19 protein-coding genes are annotated in these 26,238 nt (G+C 40.6%); 14 read left to right on the top strand and 5 right to left on the bottom strand.

The annotated features are described in order from the left end of the window. Window positions 1–43 precede the first annotated feature (43 nt). On the bottom strand, window positions 44–2,854 hold the full coding sequence (locus tag QWZ08_RS13050; RefSeq protein WP_290337865.1) for a hybrid sensor histidine kinase/response regulator transcription factor: 2,811 nt from the start codon (window positions 2,852–2,854) through the stop codon (window positions 44–46). 302 nt (window positions 2,855–3,156) lie between these two features. Here QWZ08_RS13050 and QWZ08_RS13045 point away from each other — a divergent pair, with 302 nt between their 5' ends. From QWZ08_RS13045 to QWZ08_RS12995, 11 genes are all read left to right on the top strand, one after another. After that, window positions 3,157–4,545 carry a sugar porter family MFS transporter gene (locus QWZ08_RS13045; protein ID WP_290337864.1) on the top strand — a complete coding sequence of 463 codons (1,389 nt, stop codon included), beginning with the start codon at window positions 3,157–3,159 and terminating at the stop codon, window positions 4,543–4,545. A 72-nt stretch (window positions 4,546–4,617) separates the two neighbouring features. After that, complete coding sequence (locus QWZ08_RS13040) at window positions 4,618–7,752, top strand: SusC/RagA family TonB-linked outer membrane protein (RefSeq protein WP_290337863.1); 3,135 nt, start codon at window positions 4,618–4,620, stop codon at window positions 7,750–7,752. A gap of 18 nt (window positions 7,753–7,770) precedes the next feature. Continuing rightward, a complete protein-coding gene (locus tag QWZ08_RS13035) occupies window positions 7,771–9,483 on the top strand; it encodes a RagB/SusD family nutrient uptake outer membrane protein (protein ID WP_290337862.1) in 1,713 nt (570 codons plus the stop codon). 246 nt (window positions 9,484–9,729) lie between these two features. Further along, window positions 9,730–11,238: a glycoside hydrolase family 32 protein gene (locus tag QWZ08_RS13030; RefSeq protein ID WP_290337861.1), complete on the top strand. Its 1,509-nt coding sequence runs from the start codon at window positions 9,730–9,732 to the stop codon at window positions 11,236–11,238. 63 nt (window positions 11,239–11,301) lie between these two features. Further along, window positions 11,302–12,996, top strand: coding sequence for a glycoside hydrolase family 32 protein (locus QWZ08_RS13025; protein WP_290337860.1), 1,695 nt, complete (start codon window positions 11,302–11,304; stop codon window positions 12,994–12,996). Between the two features lie 454 nt (window positions 12,997–13,450). Continuing rightward, window positions 13,451–13,648 carry a hypothetical protein gene (locus QWZ08_RS13020; RefSeq protein ID WP_290337859.1) on the top strand — a complete coding sequence of 66 codons (198 nt, stop codon included), beginning with the start codon at window positions 13,451–13,453 and terminating at the stop codon, window positions 13,646–13,648. 304 nt (window positions 13,649–13,952) lie between these two features. Next, a complete protein-coding gene (gene mgrA, locus QWZ08_RS13015; protein WP_290337858.1) occupies window positions 13,953–14,948 on the top strand; it encodes an L-glyceraldehyde 3-phosphate reductase in 996 nt (331 codons plus the stop codon). Window positions 14,949–15,009: 61 nt separating this feature from the next. Further along, the gene (locus tag QWZ08_RS13010; RefSeq protein ID WP_290337857.1) at window positions 15,010–16,521 is read left to right on the top strand and encodes a TolB family protein; all 1,512 of its coding nucleotides are present in this window, start codon (window positions 15,010–15,012) and stop codon (window positions 16,519–16,521) included. 254 nt (window positions 16,522–16,775) lie between these two features. Beyond that, window positions 16,776–17,954: a Gfo/Idh/MocA family protein gene (locus QWZ08_RS13005; RefSeq protein ID WP_290337856.1), complete on the top strand. Its 1,179-nt coding sequence runs from the start codon at window positions 16,776–16,778 to the stop codon at window positions 17,952–17,954. A gap of 106 nt (window positions 17,955–18,060) precedes the next feature. Then, a complete protein-coding gene (locus tag QWZ08_RS13000; protein ID WP_290337855.1) occupies window positions 18,061–18,297 on the top strand; it encodes an RNA polymerase sigma factor in 237 nt (78 codons plus the stop codon). 168 nt (window positions 18,298–18,465) lie between these two features. Further along, entirely contained in the window at window positions 18,466–19,155 is a 690-nt protein-coding gene (locus QWZ08_RS12995; RefSeq protein ID WP_290337854.1) for an SDR family NAD(P)-dependent oxidoreductase, read from the top strand. An 874-nt stretch (window positions 19,156–20,029) separates the two neighbouring features. Here the strand turns inward: QWZ08_RS12995 and QWZ08_RS12990 are convergent. Beyond that, on the bottom strand, window positions 20,030–20,362 hold the full coding sequence (locus QWZ08_RS12990) for a hypothetical protein (RefSeq protein WP_290337853.1): 333 nt from the start codon (window positions 20,360–20,362) through the stop codon (window positions 20,030–20,032). Between the two features lie 54 nt (window positions 20,363–20,416). Here QWZ08_RS12990 and QWZ08_RS12985 point away from each other — a divergent pair, with 54 nt between their 5' ends. Next, window positions 20,417–20,566: a hypothetical protein gene (locus QWZ08_RS12985; RefSeq protein WP_290337852.1), complete on the top strand. Its 150-nt coding sequence runs from the start codon at window positions 20,417–20,419 to the stop codon at window positions 20,564–20,566. Window positions 20,567–20,987: 421 nt separating this feature from the next. Further along, the gene (locus tag QWZ08_RS12980; RefSeq protein WP_290337851.1) at window positions 20,988–21,287 is read left to right on the top strand and encodes a hypothetical protein; all 300 of its coding nucleotides are present in this window, start codon (window positions 20,988–20,990) and stop codon (window positions 21,285–21,287) included. Window positions 21,288–22,013: 726 nt separating this feature from the next. Here the strand turns inward: QWZ08_RS12980 and QWZ08_RS12975 are convergent. From QWZ08_RS12975 to QWZ08_RS28335, 3 genes are all read right to left on the bottom strand, one after another. Beyond that, on the bottom strand, window positions 22,014–22,541 hold the full coding sequence (locus tag QWZ08_RS12975) for a thermonuclease family protein (protein WP_290337850.1): 528 nt from the start codon (window positions 22,539–22,541) through the stop codon (window positions 22,014–22,016). 198 nt (window positions 22,542–22,739) lie between these two features. Further along, complete coding sequence (locus QWZ08_RS12970) at window positions 22,740–23,171, bottom strand: heavy metal-binding domain-containing protein (RefSeq protein ID WP_290337849.1); 432 nt, start codon at window positions 23,169–23,171, stop codon at window positions 22,740–22,742. A 173-nt stretch (window positions 23,172–23,344) separates the two neighbouring features. After that, window positions 23,345–23,728, bottom strand: a complete 384-nt coding sequence (locus tag QWZ08_RS28335) for an HYC_CC_PP family protein (RefSeq protein ID WP_494337712.1) — start codon at window positions 23,726–23,728, stop codon at window positions 23,345–23,347. Between the two features lie 185 nt (window positions 23,729–23,913). Between QWZ08_RS28335 and QWZ08_RS12965 the strand changes: the two genes are divergently transcribed. Next, window positions 23,914–26,070: a hypothetical protein gene (locus QWZ08_RS12965; RefSeq protein ID WP_290337848.1), complete on the top strand. Its 2,157-nt coding sequence runs from the start codon at window positions 23,914–23,916 to the stop codon at window positions 26,068–26,070. Window positions 26,071–26,238: the final 168 nt, after the last annotated feature.

Raw genomic sequence — 26,238 nt, 5'->3', positions numbered from 1 at the left:
TGTGAGAAAAGGAGGTATCCAACATTATTGTTGGAACAATAAATTATTTAGGGTGGCTGGTCTTACCTTCTTTAAAAGCCTTGGGCGTTACGCCAAATTTTGATTTGAAAACGGTAGAGAAATAGGCCTGTGATGCAAAGCCCACTTTAAAGGCAATTTCTGCTATATTCAGCTCTTCATTCAGCAATAAATATTTTGCCTTTTGCAGGCGAATGGTAAGGATATAATCATTTACATTGTAACCTAACAAGGCCTTTACTTTTCTGTATAGCTGTACCCTGGAAATACCAATCTGTCTGCCAATTTCATCTACTGAAAAATGTTCGTTGGCAATATTATTTTCTACAACTGCGGTAAACTCATTGATGAATTTCCGGTCAATCTTGCTGGAGGAATTCGACCTGGTTTCTGCCGGCAGTTCACTTGTATAATGTTCTCTCAGTACAGCCCTGTTTTTCAACACTGTTTTAATGGTTTCTTCCAGGTAGGCCACATTAAAAGGCTTAACAATAAAAGCGTCCGCCTGCGATTTAATACCTTCTATCTGTTCTTCAATACTGCCTTTGGCGGTTAATAGTATCACGGGTATATGCGATGTTCGCAAATCGTGTTTAAGTATTTCGGTTAATTGCAAACCATTTTGACCGGGCAAAACAATATCTGAAATGATCAGGTCTGGAACAATGTCAAACGCAAGACTGGCGCCACTTTCCCCCGTGGCGGCCTCATGCAGTTCATAATGACTGTCAAGCCTTTCTTTTAAAAATGCCCGCAGGTCATCATTGTCTTCAATAATTAAAATTGAATTTTCTTTTTGAACTGCAGTAGTTGAATCATGTTGTAAGTTTACTTTTTCAATATCTGTAATGTATATTTTTTCATCTTCATAAATATTGGATGGAGCGGGTTTCTCCTTCAATATGTCCTGTGCCTGTAAATGTGATTTTCCGATAGGCAGATTGATTTCAAAACAGGTGCCTTTTCCTTTTTCGCTTGTAAGTGTAATGTCACCGTGATGCAACCCAATCAATTGTTTTGACAGAGATAACCCAAGACCTGTTCCTTTAAACGTACTGCTATGCCCCTGGTAAAACATTTCAAATGCATGGGCTGCATCTTCCTCACTCATGCCCACACCATCATCTGCTACTTTTATGATGGCTGTTTTTCCGTCAGCAGTTGTATCAATCGTAACATTGATGTTGCCATGATCAGCAGTAAATTTAAATGCATTAGAAAGTAAATTAAACAATACCTTATCCAGCATAGTCGTGTCAAACCATAACTGCAAGTCTTTCACTTTGCTGGTTACATTAAACGAGATGTGTTTTTTCTTTGCTGTTTCCGTGAATGCGCTTGTTATATCATTTACAAAAGAGGTGATGTTATTTTCAGACGCACTAAATTTCATTTTACCTTCTTCCATTTTTCTGAAATCCATTAATTGATTGATCAGGCGCAGCAACCGCATTGTATTGCGGCGTATAAATTCCAGGTTATTTTTTACCGCGAAATGCAGCTTGGGAGAAGCCATGGCATCTTCCAGGGGAGCCATGATCAAAGTGAGGGGCGTACGCAGTTCATGAGAGATGTTTGTAAAAAAATTAACCCGGGCATCATTGGCGTCTTTTACTTTTTGCATCAACTCTACCAGCTGGTTACGCTGACCGGAAATTTCTTCTTTTTGCTGCTCCAGTTTTTTATTAATCTTTTTATTTTCCTGCAGATAATAAAACAGCACACCTCCAAATATTAATGCCAGGGCGAGCGTTATTGATATACCAAGTATTATATTAGTTTGGTTTTTTGAAATGATAATCTGTTCTTCAATCTTTTTTTGTCTTTTATCAATATCAGCCTGCTGTTCCGTTACCTTATCATTTTGCAGTTGCATAATGCGAACGTTGGAAGAATCAATGATGGTAGTAGCGAGGGTATTCTCTTTGGAATAAGGTTGGTGGTCTAAAATTTTCAGGGCGGTAACAATGGCTTCCTGCCCGCCGGTCGGATATAATACAGTAGCAGCCAGCATTTTTGAAGCAACCATTCCCATTCCCAAACTGTCAATAGGCAGTCCGTCAACACCAATAATTTTTATCTTTTTATCAGTACTTGTTTTTTTACAGATGCGGTATACTGTCAGGGCAATGTAATCAGTTTGGGCAAAAATTAGACTGATATTTTGATTGGTCACCAGCGTGTTTTCCAGGTCACTTTCATAATTAACTGCATGGTCCTGTATTGTCTTTAGCAGACGTATGCCAGGGTTATTAGCAATCACATCCACAAAACCCTTATGTCTGTCGATAAATGGAGTTGCATCCGACAGCCCCATTACCTCAAGTATATCTCCTTTCCCTTTTAACAGTGATATGGTATACCTTCCTGCATTTTGACCTACCTCAAAATTGGATGCACCTACAAAAGCGGTATATTTTGTTGAATTGATACCCCGGTCTATTAAAACTACCGGAATACCCGACGTATACACATTTTCAATAACGGGGGTTAAAGGCTGCGCTTCATTCGGAGAAACAATTAGCAGGTCTATTCCTTGTTTTACCAGTTCATTGATCTGTTGAATTTGTTTTTGGGTATTGGCTTCGGCATCCTTAAAAATAAACTGAATATTATTGTGAAAAGAAAGCTCCCGGTTCATTTCGTCCATCATTTTTTTTCTCCACGCATCACCACTTTGACATTGCGAAAAACCAATCCGGAGCTTTTTGGGTGATTTTTGATCACTGCAGGAAGAGAAGAAAATAATAGCAAGCGATACCAAAAGAAAGATGGGTTTTTCCCTGATACAATTAATGAAGGATTGATTTTTTTTAAGCGATGGCGAAACAAACATAGCGGCAAGTTGAGTTATTTTTTTTCAATTCAACAGATAAAATCATTTCAATTGTTTCGATCCTGTTTCTTTTACTAAAATTACTTTTTTTGGTGGTACCCTCATGGTATTAATTTATAAAACCATGCTACAAATTTGAAAAATATTGTTTGCCTGGCTATCGGATTATTTTTTTAAAGAGTTGATTTATAATCTGTTGCCTTATTTCCTTTGCTAAATACAATTTTGAAACAAGTTGAGACGATAACGTACAACTTCGCACAATGCGGCAGCTACTTTTACCGGCATAAACGAGCTGCTGTATGAATAAAAGCAAACTATTTCAATGGTCTATTGTAGCCGCACTGGCTGGTTTTATTTTTGGATTTGATACGGTTGTAATCTCAGGCGCCAATCTTCCCATCAAAAACTTGTGGCATACTTCACCTTTATTTCATGGATTTTTTATAATGTCGATGGCCTTGTGGGGTACACTGGTTGGGTCCATCTTCGGTGGCATACCCACTGAAAAATTCGGACGTAAAAAAGTATTGTTTTGGATCGGAATTCTATTCGCACTTTCCGCTGTTGGTTCAGCATTGGCCCAGGATCCTTACAGCTTTTCATTTTTTCGTTTTATAGGCGGTATCGGTATTGGTGTTTCCTCAGTGGTGGCACCAACCTATATTTCTGAAATTTCAACTCCGGCTACCCGTGGTAAACTGGGTGCGATGTACCAGTTTAATATTGTTTTTGGCATATTGGTCGCCTTTCTTTCTAATTATTTTTTACAAGGTGTTGGCGGTGTCAATGACTGGCGCTGGATGTTGGGTGTGCTGGCAATTCCCTCGGTTATTTATACAGTGATGGTAATGGGCGTGCCCGAAAGTCCACGTTGGTTGATTACAAAAAAGAACGACCGGCTAAAAGCGAAACAAATACTGTTGTTGATTGGTGTAGCAGATGCGGATGCGGAAATAGCTGCAATAACACAAAGCAACCAGCATGAATCATTGGTTGAAAAAAATGGAGGCTTCTTTAGTTCCAAACACAAAGTCATTATTTCATTGGCATTTTTAATTGCCTTTTTTAACCAGCTTTCCGGCATCAATTTCATTTTATATTATGCGCCGGAAATATTATCTAAAATAGGCCTGGGTGCAAAAGACTCTTTGCTTAATTCCATCGCCATCGGCGGCACAAATTTAATTTTCACTTTTGTGGGTCTTTATCTTATTGACAGACTGGGAAGAAAAAAATTGCTGCTGATTGGGTCAATTGGTTACATCATAAGTCTGGCAATGGTGGCAGGCTGTTTTGCCTCGCATGCAAGCCCTGTACTTTTAATGAGTTTTTTATTGCTCTTTATTGCAGCCCACGCAATAGGGCAGGGCGCAGTGATATGGGTTTTTATTTCAGAAATTTTCCCCAACAAAATACGGGCTACAGGCCAGTCATTTGGCGCCAGCGTTCACTGGGTATTCGCAGCCATAATAACATTGATAACCCCCGTTTTTTTAGACAGCACCAATGGAATATTCAAAGATAATCCCTGGCCAATTTTTGCCTTTTTCGCTGTCATGATGTTACTGCAATTAATGTGGGTACTTACTAAAATGCCTGAAACAAAGGGCGTTTCGCTTGAAGCACTGGAAGCCAGGCTAATGAAGGAGAACGAGCCTTTTGAAGGAAAAGTAAAGGAAGCTTTTTAGAGACGATGCTGATTTTTTTCTATCAATACGATTTGACTGCTACTAATTTTTTAAACAATTAAAATTTCATTTATGAGAAAAGTTTTTTTCTTATTGCCATTATTATTACTGGCGATGTTTTCTTTTGCACAGCAAAAGACCATTACGGGGGTGGTTACCAGCAAGGCCGATAAAACGCCTTTGTCTGGCGTAACAGTGCGTTCAAAAACCAAAACTGTTACTACCAATAACGCAGGTGAATATTCTATAGAAACAGCCATCGGCGAAACGCTTGTGTTTTCTTACGTTGGGCTGAAGTCGGTTGACCTGAAAGTTACCGCTGATACAAAAAATCCTTCTGTTGAATTGGAAGCTGCTGCCAACAGCCTTGATCAGGTCGTTGTAGTAGGTTACACTTCTCAGAAGAAAAAAGATTTAACGGGAGCAGTGGCAGTAGTGGATTTAACGCCTGTTAAAAACAATACATCGGGCAATACCATGCAGGCTTTGCAGGGCAGAGTTGCCGGATTGTACATTGAAAAGGATGGTTCACCCAACGGCTCAAATGGAAGAATATTGATTCGTGGTGCCAATACTTTAGGCAATACTGATCCGTTGTATATTATTGACGGTGTCCCTACTACAAGACCGGAAGTGTTTCAAAATATACCTGCAGCATCCATTGCATCGGTGCAGGTGTTGAAAGATGCATCAGCTGAATCCATTTATGGGTCCCGTGCATCCAATGGTGTGATTATCGTTACCACCAAAAATGGCGGTAACACAGATGGTAAAGTAAATTTTCAATTGAACAGCAGCGTGTCAAGTCAGTCAGAAAAGGCAATGCGGTTTAAGATGCTGAATTCACTTGACAGAGGAAAAGCATTGTGGCAGGCATCTGTAAATGACAAGCAGGACCCGGCTGCTGGATACGGAGAAATTTATGGTTTCGATTGGAACAACGACTACAACAGTCCGGTATTAAACGGAGTTACAGTAAAGCCTTTTGTTGGTGGAGACCAAAATACACCTGCAGGAAATACAGACTGGCAGAGTGTTATGTATAAAACTGGCCTGGTAACCAATAACAATTTAACTGTTTCTGCAGGCAACAAAAATTCCTCAGTGGAGATTAACCTCGGCTACCTCAAAAACACAGGCATGCTAAGGTTCACCGGCTACAACAGGTTGAGCGGTGGTATCAATGCATTAACCCATGCTTTTAATAATAAGTTATTGTTTGGCATCAATTTAAACATTGCCAATTCGAATGAAACGTTGACTGCAAGAGATCTGGGCGGAGCCGCAACTACCAACCTTGCTGTTTCTTTGGTGCCAACCATTCCTGTGTATCAAAAAGACGGTGTAACCTATGCTGGTGAATTAGGTGCAGGCTATTCGGACAGAAACAATCCATTGCACATGCAGGATTTGGCCAAGTGGAATAATGCCAACCGCCTGAGTTCATTCGGAAATATTTTTGCAGAGATTCAGCCAATTAAAAATTTGTTTTTCAAAACAAGTGTTGGTGCAGATGATGCAAGGTTTTTAAATAAAGTAATTACGCCAACATTTGCTGAAGGCGCATTGGCCCGGACAACTAACAGTTTGTCATTTGATGAAAATCATTATTTAAGTCTTACACTCTCCAATACGGTGCGATACAATTTTGATTTAGGTGAAAAAAATCATTTTAAAGTGTTGGCAGGTACAGAATATATCAAGACTGATCTTAATTACCAATCAACCAAAAAAGAAGGATACGCTCTGCAAACAGAAGACTATTTTACACTGAGTGCCGGAACTGGTAACACAACTGTAACCGGTGGCTCAACAGGTAACAGGCTGTTCTCTTTATTTGGACGTGTTGATTACAATTTGTCAGATAAATATCTTGCGGCCATCACCGTTCGCCGGGATGGTTCTTCAAGATTTGGTGCCGATAACCGCTATGGTGTCTTCCCCGCAGCATCAGTAGGTTGGAAGATAGACAAAGAATCATTTATGGCGGATAACAAAATTTTCTCCGAATTAAAATTAAGGGCTGGAGTAGGACGTGTGGGTAATCAGCAAATTGGTGACCTGGCCCGCTTTGGATTATTTGATACAAGATATGGCACGGTGTTGTCACAATTGGTTGGCGGTTTTTGGGAGCAGTACATGAACATCGGAACAGCTTATTCGCTTTCGGGCGCAAATACAGGCAACCTGCCTTCAGGTTTTGTGCAGACACAGGCAGCCAACACTGCATTGAAATGGGAAACAACAGATGAAATAAACACAGGGTTAGACTTCACCATTCTGAATAATAAAATCTTCGGTTCATTCGATTATTTTACCCGGAAAACAACGGGTATATTGATTACACCTCCTGTTGCTTCTGCACTGGGTGAAGGACAAACCAAAGCAGTGAATGGTGCTTCAAAAAGTAATAAAGGCTGGGAACTGGTATTAGGTTACCGCGGTAACCAAACCGGCGATCTGAAATACAATGTTCAATTCAACTTTGCACACTTCAGAGATAAGATTACAGAGCTTCCTGAAAATGTACGGCCGGCTTACGCAGGTAATCTTGTCAATACAATTATCGGGCACTCTCAATTTGATGTATTTGGCTATAAAACAAATGGTCTTTTTCAATCCCAGGCAGAAGTGGATAAAGCACCTACACAAATCGGTGCTGGTCCGGGCAGAATTCGCTACGTAGATATTAATGGTGATGGAAAAATTGATGACCTTGACAGAACATGGCTTGGCTCTACTTTGCCCAAACTTGAATATGGTTTAAGGGTAGATCTGTCTTACAAACAATTTGATTTATCCATTTTTGGATCAGGTGTAGCAGGCAAAACAGGCTTTGATGTGTACTCCATGTTTAACCAGTTAATGAGAAGTCGTGAGAATGTAGGACCAGGTGTTTTCGACGGTTGGACACCAACCCATACCAATACCAAAGTGCCAGCATTAACGCTGAAAGATAATAATAATGAAACCCGTACTTCTGATTATTTCTTTGTAAATGCATCTTATTTCAAAATGCGTAATATCCAGTTGGGATACAACATTCAACCCAAATCTGTTTTTTCAAGACTGCGCTTTTTTGCCATGGCAGAAAACCTTTTCTGGTTCAAAAGCAAGAGCTATATAAGTCCTGATCCTGAAAGGATTGATTTAGATCCGGTACCCATTCCAAAGACATTCACTTTTGGTATTAATGCATCATTTTAAAGTAAAAACTAAAACAACATGAAAAAGATAATTATAGCAACTTTTATAACATCCGGACTATTGTTTTTTAGTTCTTGTAAAAAGGAATTGGATTACAAACCGACAGGTTTATTATCATCTGCAGATTTAGCTGCCCCTACGCCATCGCAGGTGGAAGGGCTGGTAACAGCCGCTTACGCAGCAATAGGAAACGGCGATATGATCGGCCCGATTTATAGCGATTGGGCCTATGGTAGTGTACGTTCGGATGATGCATACAAAGGCGGCGGGGGTACCGGTGATGTGGGCGAAATAGATGCCATGGAACATTACAATTTGGTAACTCCAACAATCGATGCATTCATTTTTCGCACCTGGAAAAATTTGTTTAAATCAATCGGCAGGGCAAACGTTGCATTGCGTGCCGTAAACTCCCTGGCTGATGCAGATTATCCACAGAAAAAAACAAGACAGGCAGAACTGCGGTTTTTAAGGGCTCACAGTTATTTCATCATGAAAAAGCTTTACAAGAATATTCCCATTTTTGATGAAACAGCGTCTGGTGATGATATTTTGAAAGTGGCCAATGATTTGGATAATGACGCATCATGGAATAAGATTGCAGACGATTTTCAATTTGCAATTGATAATTTGCCAGAAACGCAGCCAGAACTTGCAAGAGCAAACAAGCATGCCGCGGAAGCTTATCTTGCAAAAGTAAGGTTATACCAGGCTTATAAGCAGGATGCAACTCACCACGTTACAAGTATTGACCAGCCCCTGTTGCAACAAGTGGTTACTTTAACACAGGCGGTTATTTCTTCTGGAAAATATGCATTAAGCGCTGATATCGCCAATAACTTTTTACCTGAAACTGAAAATGGTCCGGAGTCTGTTTTTGCAATTCAATTTTCTATTAACGATGGTACTACGTCCGGAAGATTGAACTATGAAGATGGACTGAATTATCCGCATGGGGCTCCTCAATATGGCTGCTGCGGCTTTCATGCCAGCAGTCAGAACATGGTAAACGCTTTTACTACAGATGCCAATGGCCTGCCTAATTTTGAAACTTTCAACAATAGTATTGCAGACTTAAATACTGCTACAGTTGACGTTCGAATTGACCACACAGTGGGCATTGAAGGTCATCCGTATAAATACAATAACGCCTTGCCATTTAGCAACAGTTGGGTACGGGATGCAGGTGTATATGGAAATTTTCATACCATGCGCAATCAGCAACTGGCAAGCAGTTCATCTTATTTTAAAAACGGCCCTTTTATGGGGGTCGCTAAAAATTATGATATCATCCGGTACGACGACGTATTGCTGATGCAGGCTGAGGCATACATTCAATTAGGTCAACAGGATAAAGCGTTGCCTCTGATTAATCAAATACGGGCAAGGGCAGCGGCTAGTACCGGCCGGTTAAAAAAAGCAGATGGAACGTTTGCATCGCATTACAACGTTGGGCAATACAGCGCTGCAGGATGGACCAAAGATTATGCCTTTAAAGCATTACAATGGGAGCGGAGACTGGAGTTTGCCACCGAAGGATCACGTTTTTTTGACCTGGTAAGATGGGGCATTGCTGAGCCAACTTTAAATGCATATATAAACATTGAAAAAGTGAGAAGAACATTTTTGGCAACGGCTAAATTCACAGCAGGCCGCGATGAATACTTACCCATTCCACAATCGGAGATTACATTTACCAATGGTTTGTACAAGCAAAACCCAGGCTATTGATAAGGGTTAATGAATACTTATTAAGGCATAACAAATTTTTAATTTGAGTGCTTCCTATAGCAAGCAGTCGTTTTTTTGACAATACACGGGGGGAAGTTTCTACTTCCTCCTTTTTTATAACGACAGAAAGATTTTTGTAATCTGAACAGGCATTTTTAATAGCGGCGTTTTTTATACTTCATAAATTATAGGATAAGAGTCGTTAATTTACCAGATATTAAATTGAGTAATCATTAAACTGATGACATGAAAATAAAAAAAATTGCGATTTTGATTTGTTGTTCCTTCCTGTTGGGTACGGGGAATTTATTGGCGCAGCACGCTGTGCAAATGAAAGAACAATATCGCCCCCAGTTTCATTTCTCACCTCAAAAAAACTGGATGAATGACCCCAACGGTATGGTATATTCCAACGGAGTTTATCATTTGTTTTTCCAGTACAATCCGTACAGTTCGGTATGGGGCCCAATGCATTGGGGGCATGCCACCAGCAAAGATTTAATTCACTGGCAACAACAACCCATTGCAATTTACCCGGATAGCCTGGGGACCATTTTTTCCGGCAGCGCCGTAGCAGATAAAAATAACACCAGCGGCTTTGGTAAAAATGGCCAGGTGCCATTGGTAGCCATGTTTACGCAACATGACACCGTTGGCGAAAAAGCGGGTAAAAATGATTTTCAAAATCAGAGCATTGCCTATAGCCTCGATGAAGGAAAAACGTGGATTAAATATGCTGGCAACCCCGTAATCAAAAACCCTGGTGTCAAAGATTTTAGGGATCCCAAAGTAATGTGGTTTGAGCCACAAAAAAAATGGGTTATGGTACTTGCGGCAAGGGATATCGTTAGTTTTTATTCCTCTCCTGATTTAAAAAACTGGACAAAGGAAAGTGACTTTGGAAAAGACCTTGGCGCACATGGAGGCGGCTGGGAATGTCCCGATTTGATACAATTGGATTATAACGATAACAAAACAGGGAAGTTAAACCACCGGTGGGTTTTAATCGTTAACCTGAACCCCGGAGCGCCCAATGGCGGATCGGGTACACAATATTTTATTGGCAATTTTGATGGTAAAACTTTTACGACTGATCAAAAAGATACCCGGTGGATGGATTATGGGCCAGATAATTATGCCGGTGTAACCTGGTCGAATACTGGTAAAAGAAAAATATTAATCGGCTGGATGACCAACTGGTTGTACGCAAACCAGGTACCAACTGAAAAATGGCGAAATGCGATGACCATTCCCCGGGAACTGCGATTAAAGCAAGTGGGAGAAAGCGTTTTCTTAACATCAAAACCTGTGGCAGAACTGGCTGCTATTCAATCAAAGCCGGTTTCAGTTGCTAACGGTAGCACCAAAATAACCCTTCCCTGCAGACTGGATATTTCGATGAATACAAACAATGACTTCTCATTGGATTTGTCAAATGATGCGAATGAAAAACTGGTTATTGGTTACGACAAAAATTCAAATCAATATTTTATTGATCGGTCGGCTTCGGGAAAAGTTGATTTTAATAAGGACTTTGCTGCCAAACATTGGGCACCCAGGCTAACGAATAATGCAGGTATGAATCTTACTATACTGGTGGATAAAAGTTCTGTTGAAGTATTTGCAGATGATGGATTAACGGTGATGACCTCGGTTTTTTTTTCAACTACACCATACAAGTTTATTCATTTGCAAGAGAATGAAAAAAATACTTTCCCCAAACTAAAATATACCCAGGTCAAAAGTATTTGGTAATTGACTTAAATTGGAGTTCCCTTTTTTGTTTAACATTTTTAATACCGGTTTAATAACTTAATCATGATGAAAAGATTGTTGCAGATTTTTCTATGTCTTGCCTTTTTCCAGTCGGTTATCGCACAGGAAAACAACGCTGCCACACACAATTTTGCCAGCTATTTTACCGCTGAAAAAAAGTACCTCGTTTTGCCGGTTAAAAATGGTGCTTCGAAAAGAAACATCGAGATATGGGTGGATGGCGTGAACACACGTTTTTTTGACATGGAACTTGCTGAAGGAACTCCAGACTGGTATGCCTATTTGCAGATAGATCAATGGAAAGGAAAAGAAGTAGAATTGAGAGTTGATAAGCTTAGCAATGGCTCAAAAGTTTTTACGCCCATTGTGCAAAGCGATGTAGATACCAATGCCAATACCTACAAGGAAAAATTAAGGGCGCAGTTTCATTTCTCACCAAAGCGTGGCTGGACAAATGACCCCAATGGTATGGTGTATTATAATGGCGAATACCATTTGTTTTACCAGCACAATCCTTATGGCCGTGGTTGGGGAAATATGACCTGGGGTCATGCCGTAACAAAAGATTTAATTCACTGGAAAGACCTGGGTGATGCACTGCATCCCGACCAGGGAGGTCCGGTTTTTAGTGGTGGCGCAGTGGTCGACAGTAACAATACAAGCGGCTTTGCAAAGGACGGAAAACCAGCCATGGTGATGTTTCATACAGGCGCCAGGGGATGGGGGCAGTATATGAGCTGGAGCACGGATGGCCGCAACTTTCAAACCTTTGATAGGGCAGTGGTACCCCGTATCAATAAAGACAACAGGGATCCCAAAGTTGTCTGGTATGAACCCACCAAAAAATGGATAATGGTGATATGGGTTGAAAGAGGAAACAATGAACAGCACAGCATGCAATTCCTCACATCACCCGATCTAAAAAACTGGACAAAGGCTAGTACAGTAATGGGTGGTATCGGTAACGATCGCTACCTCTTTGAATGTCCTGAATTTTATGAGTTGCCGGTAGAAGGTATGCCCGGAGTAAAAAAATGGATATTAACCGGCGCCAATACACAATACGCAACAGGCACTTTTGATGGCACTACTTTTACACCCGAACAGCAGCGCCTGCAGGAACAACACGGCCGTGATTTTTATGCGCCGCAAACTTTTAGTAACGTGCCGGATGGCCGCCGGATTGAAATTGGCTGGTGGCGCACCAACACAGAAAAAGACGACATGACTTTTAATCAGTCCATGAGTCTGCCGCTGGAACATAAACTGGTGCAAACGCCGGAAGGAATCCGCCTGATCCGCATGCCGGTGAAAGAGGTAGAAGGCCTGCGCAGCAAGGCATACAAACTTGGTAAGCTTTCTGTAAAAGAAAACGGAATTAATCCATTGAAAAATATACATATTGAATTGGCTGAACTACATATAGATGTTGAACCGGGCAAAGCAAGTGAAGTGGTGCTGGATATAAGAGGTGTACCGGTTGTTTATAATGTTGCCGGTAAAGAGCTACAAGTGGATGGTGTAAAGGCACCGGTTGCTTTGGTAAATGGTAAGCTAAGTTTGATTGTTTATGCGGACCGTACCGGCCTGGAAATATTTGCAAACAACGGTCTCGTATTTATGCCCATCAATATTAATATTGCTGACAGCAACCGCACACTATCTTTATCAGCAAAGGGCGGTACAGCAAAAGTTACTAATCTTGATGTGTATGAATTAAAAAGTATCTGGGAATAAAGGGGGGTGCCGGACATTCTTGGGGCTGCTTTTATTAATTGACTTCTTAAGGAAAAAGACTGTTTACTTACACTGCATATAGGTCTGTTAATAAGTACTGTTTGAGAAATACCCAGGAGTACATGCATTCTCTTATTTAAATGTGGCAAAATCAAACTCCGGCCGTTGCAACGACTACAGGATCAATAACCCCGATTCGCTCCTGTATTTAAAAACAATTGGATTGATAACGTAAATGTAGTATCGGGTAATACCGGTATTGCCACATTGCATCTGCATAAAGTAGTACCTGTAAAAGGTACATTGAGAGTGGAGGCAGAAAATTATTTTGACCAGGCTGGTTTAAAACGGAAGTGTGCGGTGAAAATGGTTTGGATGTAGGATCGGCTGCTGCAGGCGATCTCATGGGTTACCTGACTTTTTGCATATCCTCATGGGTAAGATAAATCAAAACATGGTAGCCTTTTTCCTGGGCGATGGATTCTATGCCATTGATAACCGGCTCAAAAAAATCATTGATCACCTATGGAATCATTACAGCGATGGTTTTACTTTTTTGTTTTCGCTGGCTGCTGGCCGATGGCTTCACCTGCTAATTAACCTCTTTTGCTTTTTAAGTACTTTCTTTTTGGTAACGGCACTTACTTCATGACTGTCACGCAAGGCTTTTGATACGGTTGAGGAGGGAGAATTGAGTTTTTGGCAAGTATTTTCAGATTCATCGCACCATATTTCTGTTGTCAATAGTGAGATGCTATTAAAAGCAAGGGAAATATACCGTGGCTTCAACGAAAATATGCAACAATATTGTAGCAAATAAATGCTTCCCAAATTGCTTCCGGCTTTCTTTTTTTCTTGAATTTAACGGCAAAACTATCTGTTGGACCACGGATTTTTAGGACAGCTGCGGTCATTTTGATCAACTACACTATATTTAAATTATAAAACTATACACGATGCAATACTTACCAAATGACAACCGATACCAATCAATGGAATATCGCCGTTGCGGTAACAGCGGTTTACTTCTACCTGCACTTTCACTTGGGCTGTGGCACAATTTCGGCCATATTGATAACCTGGAAAATGCCCGTAATATTTTGCGCACTGCTTTTGACAATGGCATTACGCATTTTGACCTGGCAAATAATTATGGTCCGCCTGCGGGATCTGCAGAGGAAAATTTCGGCAGATTATACAAGGATGATTTTGTTGCTTACCGCGATGAACTGATCATCTCCAGCAAAGCGGGCTGGGGCATGTGGCCTGGCCCTTATGGAGACTGGGGGTCAAAAAAATATTTGGTTGCCAGTCTTGATCAGAGTTTAAAGAGAATGCAGCTGGATTATGTAGATATTTTTTATCATCACCGTCCGGACCCCAGTACGCCTTTGGAAGAAACCATGGGTACACTTGACCTGATAGTGCGCCAGGGTAAAGCATTGTATGTGGGCATATCAAGTTACCAGCCGGAAGAAGCCGCTAAAGCGATCAGCATTTTAAAACAGTTAGGCACACCTTGCTTAATTCATCAGCCAAAATATTCCATGTTCGATCGTTGGGTAGAAGATGGGTTATTAGATGTGCTGGAGCAAAACCAGGTTGGATGCATTGCATTTTCGCCGCTGGCGCAGGGATTACTCTCGAATAAATATTTAAATGGCATTCCTGCAAACTCAAGGGCTGCAAGTCACAGAGGCAACGGTGCAATTGAAGAAGATGCCATCTCTGATGAAAAAATTGCAAAAGTGCAACAACTAAATGCATTGGCAATTGAACGGGGACAAAACCTTGCGCAAATGGCATTGGCCTGGGTATTAAAAGATAAACGTATCACGTCGGTATTACTGGGTGTTAGTAAACCGGAACAGGTGCTGGATTCTATCCGTTGTTTAGAAAATTATTCTTTTACAAAAGAAGAACAGGAACGCATCAATAAAATTTTAGCGTAACCTCAATTAAGTATCAGGTATCCCAGTCGTTTAAGTTTAACATCATCAAAAATAATATCTCATGTTAATAATAAAACAAATGCTGCTTTTAACAATCGGTGCCGCTGCGGTTTGCACGCCGCTTTGTGCACAGGTGCCCGGTGCAAAGGTTGGTTCCTTCGATATTTTTTCTGATGTTGGTGCTCCTGCAATAGCGGGTGCTGCCAGTTACCACGAACCTTCTCAAACCTACCGCATCATAGGATCGGGCAGAAACATTTGGTTTGGGCAGGACAGTTTTGCTTTTCTGTCAAAAAAAATGAATGGCGATTTTATTTTACAAACGCAGGTTCGTTTTTTAGGCGAAGGTCATGAAGCTCATCGCAAGGCCGGCTTGATGATACGAAGTTCCACTGCAACCAATTCGCCGGTAATTACCTGCACGGTTCATGGAGATGGATTAACAGCTTTTCAATACAGAACAGTGGCCGGGGCAGATATGAAAGAAATAAAATTAACCATCAAGGCGCCGGATGTTTTGCAGTTAGAAAAAAAAGGTAACACCTATACCATGTCTGTAGCACATTTTGGAGAAGTGTATGTTATGGAAAAGCTGGATAATATTGATTTAGGTACTGATTTACTGGCCGGTTTATTTGTTTGTTCGCACACCACTTTATTTTCCGAAGAAGCTGATTTTACCAATACCAGGATTTTTAATACTGCACCGGATACGTTGATTCAGTACAAAAGTTACATTGGCAGCGCATTGGAAATAATGGATATTGCTAATGGCCACCGGCAGGTATTGGCCAGTAACAAAGGTTCCTTCCAGGCACCTAACTGGACACCTGATGGCAAAACGCTCATTTATAATGAAAGCGGCAGGCTGTATAATTTCGATTTAGCCAGCAGAACGGCCACTGTGTTAAACACAGGTACTGCCATAAACAATAACAATGATCATGTGCTCACTTTTGACGGTAAACAAATAGGTATTAGCAACCAGGGCACAGAAACAAAAGGGCAATCTGCTGTTTATACCCTGCCTGCAACCGGCGGCACTCCAAAACTTATAACAGAAAAAACACCATCGTATTTTCATGGCTGGTCGCCCGATAATCAATATTTAGTTTATACAGCAGAACGCAATGGCGATTACGATATTTACAGAATTTCAAAAGACGGGGGAAAGGAAACTCAACTCACCAATACCAAAGGGTTGGATGACGGACCGGAATATTCTCCCGATGGAAAATATATTTATTTCAATTCTACCCGTACCGGCAAAATGCAACTTTGGCGGATGGATGCCGACGGAAAAAATCAAACGCAGTTAACTTTTGATGAATTGAATAACTGGTTTCCGCATGTTTCTCCGGATAACAAGACGCTGGTATTTATTTCATTTCCCAAAGATGTGCCTGCAGATAAACACCCCTTTTACCATAGAGTGTATTTGCGCACTATACCCGTTGGTGGCGGTGAGCCGAAAACAATTGCTTATTTATACGGAGGGCAGGGAACGATGAATGTGCCAAGTTGGTCGCCAGATAGTAAGAAAATAGCTTTTGTAAGTAACGGTATTTTTTAATTTTTAATGCTAAAACAAAGTATATGGGCACTTCCTTTATTAAAATAAAGGGTAAACAACCGGCCTTTTTTGTTGCGATTTTATTGTTGCCTGCAGCTTTGGCCCTGAAAAAATGTAAAGGCAGTGCTGCAATATTAGAAATCATAAATAAACTGGAGCTGGAATTATTGGCAGTTCGATTCCGATTTTATTGTGTATGATATGGATAAAGACGCATGGAAGCAGGATAGTTTAGATGCATTAATTCCTTCAAAATGAAAAATATAAAAGCAGGTATTATAGGATCAGGGTTTGCAGCAAGATTTCACTTTGATGCGCTAAAGCGCGTGTATTCGGTGCACCTGGAAGTTATCGGGGCTTTTTCCGGCAACTCAAAAAAGCTGGATGAGTTTACTACCGCCCGGGGCATCCAAAGTTTTGGAAGTCTGCAGGCCTTAATTGAAGCAGCTGATGTGCTGCATGTTTGCACACCGCCGGTAACGCATGAGCAAATTGCCGTGGAAGTTTTAAAACAGGGAAAACAAGTAATAATTGAAAAGCCTTTTACCGGTTATTTTGGTGATGGTTCGGCAGATTTTAGCGGTGACACTTTTTCCCGTGTAAAAGGTTTACAAATGGCGAAGGAAAGTGTGCAACGAATGTTGCAGGCAGAGAAAGAGAGTACGGGTTGTATCATGTATGCAGAGAACTGGGTGTATGCACCCGCTATTCAGAAAGAAAAGGAGGTAATTGAAAAAACCGGCGCACAAATTTTATGGATACAGGCGCAGCAATCGCATTCTGGTTCTCATTCGCTGGATTACGGGCAATGGCGTTTGTCGGGCGGTGGTTCATTAATGGGCAAAGGCGCACATCCGATAACGGCAGCCTTGTATTTAAAACAAGTGGAAGGGTTAAAAAGAAATGGTGTTGCCATTCGCCCCAGGAGGGTATCGGCAATAACGCATGCCTTAACCAAGATGCCCGGCTATATAAATGAAGGACATTTAAGAACTGGGTATAAGGATGTAGAAGATTTAGCATCGGTACATATTGTATTTGAAGATGGCACTGTTGCCGATATTATTGCCAGTGAACTATTGCATGGTGGCGTAAAAAATTATGTAGAAGTGCATGCCAATAACCATCGCACCATCTGCAATATTGCACCCAACAATGCCATGCAAACGTACAACCCGGTTGAAGCCAATTTTGATGAATTGTACGTAGTTGAAACAACCGGCAGCAAGCAAGGCTGGTCCTTTATGTCTCCTGATGAAGCCTGGTTCAACGGCTATCAACATGAAATGGAATCATTTTATCGCAGCGCAGTTTTTGGCGATGCCATCGAAAGTAACAGTCAACTGGCTGCAGATGTAATTACAACAATTTATACCGCCTATGTATCTGCTGAAAAGCACGGTGCAGCGGTTAATATTTCACTCGCAGAGTAGTAAATATGGCAAAAACCGTAGTGAAAAAAATGCGAGTGGCAAATACAATTCCGGTAAACATACGGCGGTCCGTTCAAGTGGACAACCTCCGTTAGAGAAGCTAATAATGAAAGATCTGCAATATCATTTATTTCAACTTCTAATACATCATTTAAACCACCTTCCCGCCCGCCAGAAAGAGCTGATTGTTCTTAAGTTTTATGAAGGATTATCCTATGAAGAAATTGTGCAGCAAAGAGGCCTTGCGCCCCGCACAGTATATAATAAAATTCATGAGGCATTAAAGAAGTTAAAACTGGAGATGATAAAAAATCCGTATTCCCGGAAAGCAATGCATGTATAGCTGTATGTTTTCATTTACTTTTCCGGTGGTTTACCGGGCTGAGGGTACGTACAAAAGATAAATACCGGGTTAATAATTGTACTTATTTGAGCAGGCTGCAAAAAAAAAGTGCGATAGATGACGCAATAAAATTTGTATTAAAATACCTTAGTGCTAAAAATAAAAGAAATGAAAACAGCAATCGTTACCGGCGCTTCCGGAAATATGGGACAGTGCGTTGTAAGAAAATTTTTGGCAGAAGGATACCATGTGGTTGCAACAATTGTACCCAACGATCCTACCCCCTTTGAAATTGTTGACGCCAAACTGGAGAAGGTGCTTGTTGACCTGATGAATGAAGAAGACTCGGGTAAATTTATTAAGACGGTAATTGCCAAATATGAAAATATTGATGCCGCCATATTAACCGTTGGTGGTTTTGCGATGGGTACAATTGCGGATACGCAAACGACTGACATTTATAAGCAATACAAACTGAACTTTGAAACAGCTTATAATGTTGCCCGTCCGGCATTTGTACAGATGATGCAACAGGGCAGCGGCAGGATATTTATTATCGGCTCAAGGCCGGGCATGAGTGCCAAAGAAGGGAAGGGGATGGTGGCATACGGATTGGGAAAATCACTGATATTCCGCCTGGCAGAACTGATGAATGAGGAGGCCAAAGGACATAACGTGGTTACTACTGTTGTTGTACCCAGCACAATTGATACTCCTCAAAATCGCAAAGCTATGCCGGATGCAAAGTTTGAGAATTGGGTTAAGCCCGAATCTATTGCGGATGCCATCTATTATTATTGCACTCCTGCAGCAGCAACAATAAGAGAACCGGTAATAAAAGTGTATAACAATGCATAAAGAAAATGGCCGGATTTATTTTGGATGATAATATTATGCCCTGGCCAATTTCCGGCAGCACTGGTTGTATTGAAATCCAGGTAATCAACCAGGCAGCCATGATAATTTTTAATTGCGGCATTTCTTAACGCTTAGCATATTCAACGCCCGGTTTGTCATGTGTTAAAGGCGGTGAATAATTCATCATTTTAACAAGCCCGTGTAACTAAATGCGGCTGTAAACCTGTTGTTGCAAAGGCTTTCAATAAATGTGTCCGGTGAATTCGTTTTGCAGTAGCACAGTTGAAGTTGTATACATTTATAGCGAAAAAACCTTTTGTAGAAATCCATTTGGTCACTTCCTTGTCGCCAATGTGTACAAACTCTCTTACAATACCTGTTTGAAGAAGCCAAGCCGGTCATTGTGCCTGCCTGTTTTAAGAAAGTACTCACCTTTGTTTACTTTTCGGGTTTAAAAAGCGAGCTGATTTTGGCTAAGTCATCATTACTGATCCCAAAGTAAGTTTTTATTTAAATTTTAAGTTCTGTCATTTTTCAACAGGCGGATCTGCAATGGCTGATAACGTCCTGGAATTGACGGGCAGGTTGTTTGTTGAAAATCTGCAGCCGTAACCGCAGATAAATTTATAAATAAAAGTTGATTGTTTATTCCGTTGCAGGATCTATTCATCCACTGCAACTGGACGTTACAAAAACAATACATACGATTTTTTAACCGGGATTTTTTAATCCATTTCGAAAAGAACAACCGGCTGTCTGGAGATAAACGTACCAGGAATTATCTACAGCCGGCATAAGGGTATGGCATAAACTGCAACAATTGGATGAGTGTAAACCGGAAAATAGTTTTCCACAGCCATTTTAAAATACGATGCTATTTTTTAACTGAAACACCGGCGGATGAGGCCTTTTTATTTGGAAGAGCTTTCGCCGCTTTTTTTACCGGAGGAGTTGTTTTTTTATCAGCAGGTGCAGCTTTTTTAGAGACGGGGATGACTTTTTTTACTACATCTTTTGTTTTCTTTGCTACCGTCTTTTTCAATCCGGCAGTAAGCAGTTTTGCAGCCTTCTTAATTCTTTTTTCAAATTTTTTTTCTCCCAACTGATCTTTCAGATCTGCGAGGGCCGTTTGCAATTGACTGGTAACAGTTTGCAGGGCAGAATCGCTTTCCGTTATACTCTTCTTCATGTTTTCCGTTGTTGACATTCTACTATTTTTTATAAATGATAACACAAACTTAATATAAGAAAATTGCTTTCAATGTTAAGTTTTTTATATTTCTCTAAACTGGTAGACTGGCCAGGTGACGTGTTACCGGTGGTGTTGGAATCTCTTCTCCAGGCTGCTACGGCTTACACATTTCAACGACATTTTTTCTGTGGTGTTTTTCTTCAACATTGCGCTCCGTAAATATGTAGGCTGGCTGAACCATCTCAACGCCATGCTGTTTTTATAAAAATACTAAACGCTGGCTGGCTGTGGATGACTCACTCAATTTACCGAACCCTGGAGCAGTAGAATGGCCCTTAACCGCCTGATAGTCTGCTTAACCCATTTCAGCTTGCTTCCAATCCTTCGTAAAGTGGACGTGTAACGTTTCCCTATGTCATAATTTTCCAGTGAAAGATATGGACCAGAAGGGGTGATGGCCAAACGGGATTTTTCTGCTTAAATTTTTATTTGACTAATTGCATGAATGTTTAAAGCAGACATTTTATACCGGTTTGGCGAAATGGAGCATTTACTGTGGCCAGGATGCTGCTTACAATGAGTTCCACCCGTAATACAAAGTCAGTTTTGCAACATATAAAAAAACAACTATCATTGTAGTATGAGAGAATCCCTAAAGCATCTTTTCAGCAACCAGGTTATTTTGGAAGATAAACGCCAATTTTTTTACACTATAAAGCCTTATGAGCTTATCAATGCGCTGGGAACGGTGATTGCTAACTTACAGGAATATTCATTTACGCAAAAGGAACCGGCAGGTGAGGCGTTTTCCTGCAATTTATACAAAACAAAAGATGGCAATTGGTATGACATTGAGGAGGCGACCATTGCAGTCGAAAAGAAAATTATACGAATGCTTAAATCTGCTATTGACGCAAAAGAAAATACATCCGTATCATAGCCGGGGTATTTGGAATGCATTCTCCACGCGGGTACGCAATACCCTTTGCTATTTCACTAAAATCCTTTTCATCCAAACGGCAGTCCAGGTAAATACCTAACTATACATCCGCTTATTTTTTTGGAAAAAAAACTGTTGCTATTTCCCTTCGTTCCCGTAAATCGGCTATCAGCGCTGATTGCATGAGCAGGTTGATACAACTCCTTGACGCAGTTTTTAAAGCCACCTTGCGAATACACGAAAACGATCATTTTGAACCGTTCGCCGAAAAAAAATACTCCCTGATCGAAAAGCAAAAAATGCAGAACATATTTGATGCACTTTTACATCAGAAAGCAAGCAAGGTAAAAGCTTTCAGCAACCGGTTCCAATTTTTAATATCCTAACCAAAAGACCAAATCCGAACAACCAATCAACATCCAATTATTTTAAAGAAAAGAGCCGAATCCTGTAACCAACAAATAAATAACAATATCCTGATTAAAAGACCAATCCGATTAGACTAAAAAACCAAGTACACCGATTATCCGATACCCTGATTAAAAATAACCAACGAATTGAATATCCTTCGTGAAAAGACCAATGAGTCCCGCCTTGAAAAACGCATGGTAAGAAATGTGTGAAGTAAAAACGGATCAAAAAACCAACAACAATATATTAAAGAATGCTCTTTTAAACGGGGGCATTTTTTTATGCCCCGGGGGCAGAGGACTGAATTCTAAAAGTTTATGCCGCGTGAAATTTATTTAATTTCATTTTAGCACGGTTGATATTGATTTTATTTTTGCGCCAGGCCCATGGTGCCATGGCTGATTTTTCAGCCCATAAACCCAGCTTGTTTTTTCTTGCTTTTAGTGCTGCATTGGCCAGCTGTATGTCCGTCGAATATTTTTTAAAATGCCACGCATAGCCAGCTTCCACCATCAATAGCCCAGCTTCTTTTCCGGTTGCCAGCCAGGTTTTCGCAAGTGTTCTGCCGTACCTGTCTTTACCGGTCGTTTCGATTGATACAGCCGCACCAAAACACAAGCGGCTTAAATAATTCTTCGACAATTTGTAAAAAGGCATCCCACGTTCAGGTGCATCAATGCCTTCCATTCTGATTCTTTTTGTTGTGTGATTGTCCAGCAAAATATCATAGGTATCACCATCAATAATATGAATGACTTTGCCGTGGGGTGGTGATTGGGCTTCGGCCGAATTGCAGCCGGCAATGAGAGCGGTAGTAAACAGAAGAAACAGGAGGGTTTTCATTATTCGGATTGAATTGCCTTTTTTAATTGAATTGGAAACAGAAATTAGTTAGCAACAAATCAAATGTATCGGAATAATTGTTATCGTGTTATTTTTCATTGCCGGGATCTTTCTATTGCCGCTCTTTATGCCTGAAAATAAAGCGGCACTGAAGCTTTTTTTGCTTCAATGCCGTTATGAGAAAACTAAGACTAAATACTACGATTTTGCTTTGGCCATTTTCATTCCGCATTTTGGGCACTTGCCGGCTTTATCGCTTGCCTGGTCGGGGTGCATGGGGCAGGTAAACATTTTCATTGTTTCCATTTTCATTTGTTCTTTTTTAGAAGCCACCAGTGCTGAACCGCATTTGGGACATTTGCCAGCCTTGCTGCGGACTACATCTGCATGCATTGGGCAGGCATATTGGTTGGTGACAGCTGTTTTCATTTGTTCTTTTTTTGAAAGACCCAGGTCCATACCGCACTTGGTGCATTTACCGGGTTTATCACTTGTTACATCGGGATGCATCGGGCAACTGTATAATAATTTTAGAGAAGCATCTTTGTTTGTTTTATTCAGCGCATCTTTTTGTGCGAAGCATGTAAAAGTGGCAGCTACAGCGATTGCAATAAATAATATCTTTTTCATTTTATTTTGTTTTAAAATTTTTAATTTTTTTGAGTGTATTTGAATCACCGCCTCTTCAAATTAGTTGATTGATATTTTACTAAATGGATGTTTGTAAAGTGATTTGGTAAAGTCAGAATGAGACATCGGTGACAATATGAATACAACGATTCCGTCACCGGCTTTTATGCTGATCAGATACGATAAGCACAATCGAAAATGTAAATAGGAATACCTCGGTCGGGGGGAGGAGAGAGGTTTGTTTTTAATAATTGTGGCTGCAAATTCAACCACTGCTTTTCAGCGCTGCATGACGTAAACAGAAGAGCAATAATAAAATTGTTAACCGGACTGTTTATATAATCAGCACCAATATAATTGTCTTTTAATTTCAGACTTTTAAATGTGGTTTTGCAACAACTGATTGTATGATTTTTTGAAGATTTGCTTTTGGTAAATTCAGCAAAGCTCAGGCTGGTAGATTGCAAATGGCCGCAGCAATAAAACTGAGTAATACCTATGCCCATCTTTGAAGACGTGTAAACAAAGAGCAATAATATCAGCGCAATCTTTTTCATTTGTATAACACAAAAGTATACCAGTTTTTACACCTTATTGCAAGCAGCCGTCAATGCAACGTATGATTACGGTCATACCATTTACAAAAAACTAAAGGTTCCCCGGGAATTTATTAAAAATCGGTTCGCTGCATTTAATGAAATAGTTTTGTACAAATTCATCTTTTATAAAATTCACCGGCTAAATGCAAATACTTAAACAGCTGATTGCTTTGCTCATCATTGCTTTGTTGCGTATTAACGGCTATTCACAAAAAATTAATGCCGCGGAAAAAACTTCTTTCCAGGCTGCGGCACCCTGGAATGCTGCGTACGATGTGCGAAGCGATATTGCGATGGTATATGGTATGGACAGTACGTTTACCGAACGGGTAAAAGGGTATCGCGACAAAGGCTATAATGTGCAGTTTATGACGGGCATTGCCTGGGGTAATTACCAGGATTATTTTGAAGGCAGGTTTGATGGTAAAACACATTTTGAAGAGGGGCAGGTAGAAAGAAGCGGCCGTGAAATAGGCCATGGTAAAGGCATTCCTTACATAGTGCCAACCGATGGATACATCGCTTATTTTAAAACACTGATAAAAAAAGTGATTGATGCCGGTGTAACTTCTATCTACCTGGAAGAGCCTGAATTTTGGGCAAGAGGTGGTTATAGTGAATCATTTAAAAAGGAGTGGCAAAACATGTATGGCTTTGCCTGGATGCCGCAACATGAATCACCGGAAGCAACTTACCTGTCATCCAAACTAAAGTACCAGCTTTACTTTTATGCATTAAAAGAAGTATTTCAATATGCCAAAACCTATAGTGAAAGCAAAGGGCTGAAAGTAAAATGTTATGTACCTACTCATTCACTATTGAATTATTCTTCCTGGCAAATTGTTAGCCCCGAAGCAAGCCTGGCTGCGCTGCCTGGAATGGATGGTTATATCGCCCAGGTATGGACGGGCACATCAAGAGAGCCGGTTTATTTTAATGGTGTTGAAAAAGAACGCGTATTTGAAAATGCTTTTTTGGAGTATGGATCTATGCTATCCATGACGGCACCAACCGGCCGTAAAATTTACTTTTTAACAGACCCAATAGAAGATTATCCACGTACCTGGGATGATTACAAACAAAATTACCAGGCCACTTATACTGCAGAGCTGATGTATCCTTCGGTGGATAATTTTGAAGTGATGCCCTGGCCCAACAGGATTTACCAGGGGAAATTTAAGCTGGCCAACAGCAGCGAAAAGCAACCGATATCACCTGCGTATGCAACACAAATGCAGGTGATGGTAAATGCATTAAACGAAATGCCGGCCTCTGCAAATACCATCAATGGCAGTAAGGGTATTGGTGTGTTGGTAGGCAATTCTATGATGTTTCAGCGTTTTCCGGTGCACAACAATTACGACGATCCGCAGCTATCCAATTTTTATGGAATGGTAATGCCATTATTGAAAAGAGGCATACCTGTTGAAACGGTGCACATGGAAAACCTGGGCTTTGCGGGTACATTAAAAAATATAAAAGTGCTGGTTATGAGTTATGCCAACATGAAGCCGCAAGCCGCCATAGTAAATGAACAGCTGGCGCAATGGGTTAAGGATGGTGGCAGGTTAATTTATTATGGAACAGATACCGATCCTTTTCAAACTGTTAAGGAATGGTGGAATACCAATGGAAAAAATTATGCAACACCATCGGCTCATCTGTTTGAACAGTTGCATATTTCACGGGCAGGTAAAGAAAGTTATGTGTATGGAAAAGGGATGGTAACAATTGTAAAGCAGGATCCGAAAGAGCTGGTATTAACAGCAGGTGGCGATGAAAATTTTATGCGCATTGTAAAAAGCAATTATGAATCGGCAACAACAAAAGGCAGCCTGCAAACCAACAATTATTTTTACCTGGAACGGGGACCTTATGACATTGCTTCTGTGATGGAAGAAGGCGTGACTGCTGAGCCTTTGCACATCCAAGGTCCGGTGATAGATATGTTTGATCCCGCGCTTCCGGTTTTAAAAGAAAAAATTGTTCCGCCCGGTCAGCAATCTTTGTTGTATGATTTGAAAAGGGTAAAAGAAAAAAATATAGCCCAGGTTTTGTGCGCAGCTTCAAGAGTATACGATGAAAAGCGCAATGGCAATGAATATTCATTTATCACCAAAAGTCCATCCAACACCAATAATGTAATGCGCATCCTTTTGCAGGCAAAACCCACATCTGTTATTACAAAAGATAAGGATGGGAAAACAATCGAAAACAAAACTGAATGGGATGAAGGTTCTCACACCATCTTGCTACAATTTATTAATGATGCGGACGGCATTGGCGTTGAAATCCGGTGAGTGTTTTATAGAAGATTAAAATATCTAATGCTTTCTGCGTGGGCGGTACAGCAGTTTATAAAACCTTAGTGCAACTTCATCGCTTTATAAATCCCGTCAATCTTTAAGTCCATGCCTATACCACATTGAAATGCATTTTTGCAGGGTCGCTTCTACGTGTTTTTTTCG

The organism is Ferruginibacter paludis (genome assembly GCF_030409685.1).
GTDB lineage: Bacteria > Bacteroidota > Bacteroidia > Chitinophagales > Chitinophagaceae > Ferruginibacter > Ferruginibacter paludis.
Note: the sequence above shows the minus strand (reverse complement) of the source record. Positions and strands in the feature narration are given on the sequence as shown.

Excerpts from the sequence above, each read along its gene's own strand:
- mgrA (WP_290337858.1), top strand. The coding sequence starts at position 13,953 with ATGCAATACTTACCAAATGACAACCGATACCAATCAATGGAATATCGC.
- QWZ08_RS28335 (WP_494337712.1), bottom strand. The coding sequence starts at position 23,728 with ATGAAAAAGATTGCGCTGATATTATTGCTCTTTGTTTACACGTCTTCA.
- QWZ08_RS13005 (WP_290337856.1), top strand. The coding sequence starts at position 16,776 with ATGAAAAATATAAAAGCAGGTATTATAGGATCAGGGTTTGCAGCAAGA.
- QWZ08_RS12975 (WP_290337850.1), bottom strand. The coding sequence starts at position 22,541 with ATGAAAACCCTCCTGTTTCTTCTGTTTACTACCGCTCTCATTGCCGGC.
- QWZ08_RS12970 (WP_290337849.1), bottom strand. The coding sequence starts at position 23,171 with ATGAAAAAGATATTATTTATTGCAATCGCTGTAGCTGCCACTTTTACA.
- QWZ08_RS12995 (WP_290337854.1), top strand. The coding sequence starts at position 18,466 with ATGAAAACAGCAATCGTTACCGGCGCTTCCGGAAATATGGGACAGTGC.
- QWZ08_RS12980 (WP_290337851.1), top strand. The coding sequence starts at position 20,988 with ATGAGAGAATCCCTAAAGCATCTTTTCAGCAACCAGGTTATTTTGGAA.
- QWZ08_RS13050 (WP_290337865.1), bottom strand. The coding sequence starts at position 2,854 with ATGTTTGTTTCGCCATCGCTTAAAAAAAATCAATCCTTCATTAATTGT.
- QWZ08_RS13040 (WP_290337863.1), top strand. The coding sequence starts at position 4,618 with ATGAGAAAAGTTTTTTTCTTATTGCCATTATTATTACTGGCGATGTTT.
- QWZ08_RS13000 (WP_290337855.1), top strand. The coding sequence starts at position 18,061 with ATGAAAGATCTGCAATATCATTTATTTCAACTTCTAATACATCATTTA.
- QWZ08_RS13010 (WP_290337857.1), top strand. The coding sequence starts at position 15,010 with ATGTTAATAATAAAACAAATGCTGCTTTTAACAATCGGTGCCGCTGCG.
- QWZ08_RS13045 (WP_290337864.1), top strand. The coding sequence starts at position 3,157 with ATGAATAAAAGCAAACTATTTCAATGGTCTATTGTAGCCGCACTGGCT.
- QWZ08_RS13025 (WP_290337860.1), top strand. The coding sequence starts at position 11,302 with ATGATGAAAAGATTGTTGCAGATTTTTCTATGTCTTGCCTTTTTCCAG.
- QWZ08_RS13020 (WP_290337859.1), top strand. The coding sequence starts at position 13,451 with ATGGTAGCCTTTTTCCTGGGCGATGGATTCTATGCCATTGATAACCGG.
- QWZ08_RS12965 (WP_290337848.1), top strand. The coding sequence starts at position 23,914 with ATGCAAATACTTAAACAGCTGATTGCTTTGCTCATCATTGCTTTGTTG.
- QWZ08_RS12985 (WP_290337852.1), top strand. The coding sequence starts at position 20,417 with ATGTTAAGTTTTTTATATTTCTCTAAACTGGTAGACTGGCCAGGTGAC.
- QWZ08_RS12990 (WP_290337853.1), bottom strand. The coding sequence starts at position 20,362 with ATGTCAACAACGGAAAACATGAAGAAGAGTATAACGGAAAGCGATTCT.
- QWZ08_RS13030 (WP_290337861.1), top strand. The coding sequence starts at position 9,730 with ATGAAAATAAAAAAAATTGCGATTTTGATTTGTTGTTCCTTCCTGTTG.
- QWZ08_RS13035 (WP_290337862.1), top strand. The coding sequence starts at position 7,771 with ATGAAAAAGATAATTATAGCAACTTTTATAACATCCGGACTATTGTTT.